The organism is Pirellulales bacterium (assembly GCA_035499655.1).
GTDB lineage: Bacteria > Planctomycetota > Planctomycetia > Pirellulales > JADZDJ01 > DATJYL01.
The window spans coordinates 1-5,031 of record DATJYL010000098.1 but is presented as its reverse complement, the minus strand read 5'-3'; the positions used below and the strand labels follow the sequence as shown (position 1 = coordinate 5,031).

The window sequence follows — 5,031 nt, the reverse complement described above, 5'->3', positions numbered from 1 at the left end:
TACCATCGCGCGATTCAAACGGCGACTCACCTCTTCCCTGCGGGGTCGATCCCGTCCAACTCAAGCAACCGAAGTTCACTTGCGTGTCCTCACTCACGACCTGCTCCTGTTGGCAGCATAAGGGTTTCAACAAAGCCTGTTCATCTGCGTCTCCTTGATTCTCAATTTTGTAGCGGTGTGAGCGTGTCGGAATCGCAACGGACGTCGCCGCCTTCTGTCACCGATTTCCCCTGGTTCTGGGTCATGTTGTTTTCTCTGGCCGGGTTGGCTGCGCTGTTTACCATCGGGCCGAAATTTGAGCGGCGGGAAGCTTCAATTGAAGAAAAATTTCACGCCCGGGAACGCGGCCTGGGGCGCGAAGCATTCGAACCCGCTAGCGACGATGCTGCCCCGAGCCAGGAAAAACCGCAGGGCCACGACATCACAACGTCTGATGCGCAACCCACCGCACCACCGTGGCAGCCGATTTTTACGCTTACGCCGATTGCCTTCATTTTGACCGCCCTGGCCGTGGTCGCCATGTTCAACATGGTGCAGTTTCATCGTCGACGATTGAACGATTTGCGTCGCTCGGCTTCCGCAACTGACCACTGACCACGGCTCGACAGAGCTTGCCGAAGTCCGACCACGGACCACTGTTATGTCCGATTCCGCGCCCCTCACCTGGTTCACGGAAAATCCCACGCCCATTCTCATCGGCGGCGGCTTGATTTTGGCGGCACTGGGCGTGCTGTTTTTGAAACACGGCCGCGTGTGGATTTTGCTCAGCATGGCTAGCGTGGCGCTGGTGATGGGCTTGGCCGTGCTTGTCGATCACCTGGTCGTGACCGAGCGCGAACAGGTGGCCAACGTCATTTACGATGCCGCAGCCGCCGGCGAGCGCAACGATTTTGACGCCTGCCTGGCGTGCATTTCGCCTACGGCTGGGGAAGTGAAAGCCGAAGCCGAGCGCTGGATCGGCCGCGCTAAATTCGACTCGGTTAGCATTAGCGCCATGGAAGTCACACTCGACCGCACCGCCAGCCCCATGACCGCCACCGCCGAGTTCCGCGTTTTCGCCACCGGCCAAATTACCGATCGCGACGCGCCTTACCCGTTTCAATACTTGTCTCACCTGGAAGTGAAGTTGCAAAAGCAGGCCAACCGCTGGCTGGTCGTCAATTACCAGCATAATTAAACCAGCCTCATAAAGCCGCGACCGGTGGTCGCGCGGTAGTGCCAATCGATCATCCATTGCCAGGCCGGCGCGACCAACGGTCGCGGCTTTATTGATGTGGCGGGACGCCTTCAAGCCACGATCGAGCGGCGACGGTTCAAATAGTCCCACACGACGAAGCGGTCCAAATCTTTCCCGGCCGTGAAGAACACCCGGCCCTTCGTTGATTCGGCCAGGCGGTAAGCGAATTGAATGTCTTCGCTCGACTGGCTCCAGCTTTGCAGCAGGAAAATGTTGATGGTGATTCCTTCACGTTGGCACAGGTGCGCCTCGCGCATTGTGGCTTCTTCCGTGCGGCGGTCGGGCGGATAAAGCAAAAACAACTTATGCCCTTCGAAATGGGCCGTCGGCAGGCCGTCGGTAATGAGCACCATTTGCCGGTTGGGCGTATCCTGCTGCGACAAAAACTGCCGGCCCATTTGCAGCGCGTGCTGAATGTTGGTGAAGTGGTGCGGAATTTGAATTTCGCTCACCGCCGGGTCGCTCATATCGGCCCACAATCGTACGTAGGAATCGAAAATGGTGACTGGCTTGGGCAGCAGTGTGGCAATTTCGGCCGGCGTGCGCGGCTTGGCGAACGTGAACATTTCTATGAACTGCAAAAAATCGCCGGGATATTCGCGGCGAATCAGCCCGTCCAGCGCCAAACCCATCCGTTTGACGTTAATGTATTGCCCGTTATAGCGCATCGAACCGCTCATGTCCATCAGCACGGCCGTGGCGCACTTGGGCGTGTTGCGCGTGCGGTGAATGACAATATCTTCACCCTTCATCCGCAACGGCAATTTGGCGCCGTCGCGAATCATGGCGTTCATTAGCGATTGCGGAATGTCCATGTTCGCCACGCTGTCGCCAAATTCGTACGGCTTAGTTTGCTGCAATTCGACGGCCCCTTCGCCCACCACCGGCCCTTGATGCCGCCCGCTGCGCGCCGCCTGCAATTGCGAAAAAATTTGCTCCAGCAACCGTCCTTGAAAAATGCGATACGCCTTGGGCGTGAGTTCATAGCCGCGCTTACCGTGCTGCAAACCTTGTTGCTCCGCCATGTGCCGCAGTAGTTCTTCCACTTGCCGCTGCATTTGGGCGAGCTTGTCCATGTCGCCCGGCTCGGCAAATTGCGACAGCTCTTCCAAATCGATCACGCCAATTTGCGCGTTTTTGGCCGCCTCTTCCAGTTGCTTGAGCAGCCGGTCGATGGTCTCCAATTCTTCCTTGATTTCAATCGCTTGCGGGACCGACATTGCCGTGCGGCCAGTGAAATCGTAGCTGGCGGCCAATTCGTCGACCTCGTATTTATCGCCGAGCTTATCCACCAGTTTCACTAACGCGCGCGCAAATGGCGAGTTGTCGTTGCCATGCGCATACCACACGCGCTCCAAATCGCGGATTTGCTCTTCCTCGAACGCCCGGCGAAAGCGATCGCGCAAATTTTTCGGGGGCGAAATTTGCTCGCCGGTCTCGCGATAGGCATCGCCGGCTGCTTTCTGCACGGCGTCGGTCTCGTACGTTTGCAGGATTTTCCGTTTGCGTTCTTCCAGCGCGGCCCGCAACGATTCCAGCGTCGGTCCCAGCCCGGCGATTTGGCTGGGATCGATTTTCACCGCCCGGGCCAGTTCTTCTTCCGAAAGTTCCCGCAATTCGCCAAAGGCCAGCATGTGCTCGAACGCCGGCGAAACCATGTCGGGCGGCGGCTGCGTCGGGCTGGGGAATCGCTTCGGATCGTACCGCTGGTACGTGTGAATCACGCCGCCCAGTGTGTTTCGATTAGCCATGAATGTTTACAGCAAAAAAAGGACGGCTGTCTTGTATCGAATTTTGTTCTACCGGATAATTGTACCAGTTCTGTCAACTATTTCTTCAACGGTCGCGCTCGCCGTCCTGTTCAGGAGATTTTTTTATGCTCACTCGCCGAGAAGCCATGCTGGCAGCGGTTGCGGCGGTTCCTGCTGCCGCGGCCATTAGTTCCGCTCAATCGACACTATCATCTGCTCAATCGACATCAGCGCCCGCCAAGCCCGTTATGCATTCCTCCGCGTTCGATTGGGAAAAAATGAACGAGCAAACCACGAAGGTCGGCGCCCGGCGGCCGGTTTTTGATACCCCCGTCGCCACGCTCGACCGGCTGGAATGCCACATCACCACGGTCAATCCCGGCGAGGAACCGCATCCGCCGCATCAACATCCGGAAGAAGAATTAATGCTGCTCAAGGAAGGCACGCTTGATGTCATGCAAAACGGCCAGCGCCAGCGCGTCGGCTCGGGCTCCGTGGTGTTCAACAGTTCCAACGAACTGCACGGCTTCAAAAACGTGGGGGACACACCGGCCACGTATTTTGTGATTAAATGGTGGTCCTCGGCGACGCCGAGCGATAAAGCGAAGTAACTCGCAATCGCCACTTACTAGAGCCTTACTAGAGCCGCGCACGTTAGTAAGCGGTGCCCCCGCTTGCTTACGCGCGCGGCTCTAAAACGAACACCGCGATTCTTAATTCGGCGCGATTCCAATCGCACGCGCCTCTCACTGCCGATGCACATACGCCGGGCCCACGCCCACTTGCGCCAGCGGCGTAATTAACAGTTCATGCACGTTGACATGCGGCGGGCGCTCCAGGCACCAGATCACGGCTTCGGCAATGTCGTGGGCCGTAAGCGGCGTAATGCCTTTATAAACCGCGTCGGCTTTGCTGTCGTCCTCCATGCGAACGTGGGCAAACTCGGTTTCAGCAATGCCCGGCTCGATGTTCGTCACGCGGATGTTTTTGCCGGCCAAATCGATTCGCATGCCGTCGGTAATGGCCCGCACGGCAAACTTGGTGGCGCAATACACCGCCCCGCCGGGCGCCACCCAGTGTCCGGCAATCGAACCCAAGTTTACAATGTGCCCGGCATTCCGCTGAATCATGTAGGGCAATACCAGCCGGGTCATGTGCAGGAGGCCCTTGATGTTGGTGTCGATCATTTGATCCCAATGTTTGATGTCGCCCGATTGAATCTGATCGACCCCTTTGGCCAGCCCGGCGTTGTTAATCAGGATCGAAACATTGGCCACGAGCGAGGCTTTTTGCTTCAGCGCCGCCTCGCACTGGGTTAAAGAGCGCACATCGAACACCAGCGGTTCCACCAGGACTTGGTGTTCAGCGACGATTTTTTCCTTCAGCGCTTGCAGCCGCTCTTCACGCCGGCCGGTAATTAGTAAATTCGCCCCCCGGGCCGCCAACTGCTCAGCAATGGCCCAGCCGAACCCCGCCGATGCCCCCGTGACCAGCGCACAAGAACCTTTCATCGATTGTGTCTCCCGCCGAAAAGTGCAGAACCGTGCCAGCCTGCAAAGTCAGCCAGCGCGCATCGCCGCCGGCAATTTTAAGAGTTTGCAGCCACCGGCGCAAGCCATCCGCGGGCGAAAAATAATTTTAGAAATCAGGCATTGACTGGACGGAAACCGCCGATATATTAAACCAAATGGTTAAACAATTTCCCAAAGCCCTGAACCAGGTGTTTTTCGCCCTGTCCGATCCCACCCGCCGCGCCATTTTGGCCCGGCTGGCCGATGGCGAAACCACCATCACCGCCGTGGCCACCCCGTTTGCCATTTCGTTTGTGGCCGTTTCTAAGCACATCCGCGTGCTGGAACGGGCCGGTTTGCTCAAGCGCAGCAAACAGGGGCGCGAATATCACTTGCGATTGGTTCCCGAACCGCTCCACGACGCTGCCGATTGGCTCGATCAATACCAGCGCTTCTGGACCGATCATTTGCACGACATCAAAGTTCGAGCCGAACAAAAGATGCGCGAACGAAAAGCAAACAAATCCAACCC

Annotated in this window: 6 protein-coding genes; 4 read left to right on the top strand and 2 right to left on the bottom strand. The window is 57.5% G+C overall.

What is annotated here, in order from left to right:
* Positions 1–183 precede the first annotated feature (183 nt).
* Positions 184–594 (top strand): hypothetical protein, encoded by a 411-nt coding sequence (locus tag VMJ32_07120; GenBank protein HTQ38781.1) that lies wholly within the window; start codon positions 184–186, stop codon positions 592–594.
* Between the two features lie 46 nt (positions 595–640).
* Entirely contained in the window at positions 641–1,177 is a 537-nt protein-coding gene (locus VMJ32_07115) for a hypothetical protein (protein HTQ38780.1), read from the top strand.
* A 110-nt stretch (positions 1,178–1,287) separates the two neighbouring features.
* On the opposite strand, the gene VMJ32_07110 is transcribed toward VMJ32_07115, so the two are convergent.
* Complete coding sequence (locus tag VMJ32_07110; GenBank protein ID HTQ38779.1) at positions 1,288–2,988, bottom strand: hypothetical protein; 1,701 nt, start codon at positions 2,986–2,988, stop codon at positions 1,288–1,290.
* Positions 2,989–3,113: 125 nt separating this feature from the next.
* On the opposite strand from VMJ32_07110, the gene VMJ32_07105 reads away from it, so the two are divergent.
* Complete coding sequence (locus VMJ32_07105; GenBank protein HTQ38778.1) at positions 3,114–3,599, top strand: cupin domain-containing protein; 486 nt, start codon at positions 3,114–3,116, stop codon at positions 3,597–3,599.
* A 135-nt stretch (positions 3,600–3,734) separates the two neighbouring features.
* Here the strand turns inward: VMJ32_07105 and VMJ32_07100 are convergent, their stop codons facing one another.
* Positions 3,735–4,499 (bottom strand): SDR family NAD(P)-dependent oxidoreductase, encoded by a 765-nt coding sequence (locus tag VMJ32_07100; protein ID HTQ38777.1) that lies wholly within the window; start codon positions 4,497–4,499, stop codon positions 3,735–3,737.
* A 176-nt stretch (positions 4,500–4,675) separates the two neighbouring features.
* Between VMJ32_07100 and VMJ32_07095 the strand changes: the two genes are divergently transcribed.
* On the top strand, positions 4,676–5,031 hold a 356-nt coding region (locus VMJ32_07095; protein ID HTQ38776.1), incomplete at its 3' end, for a metalloregulator ArsR/SmtB family transcription factor.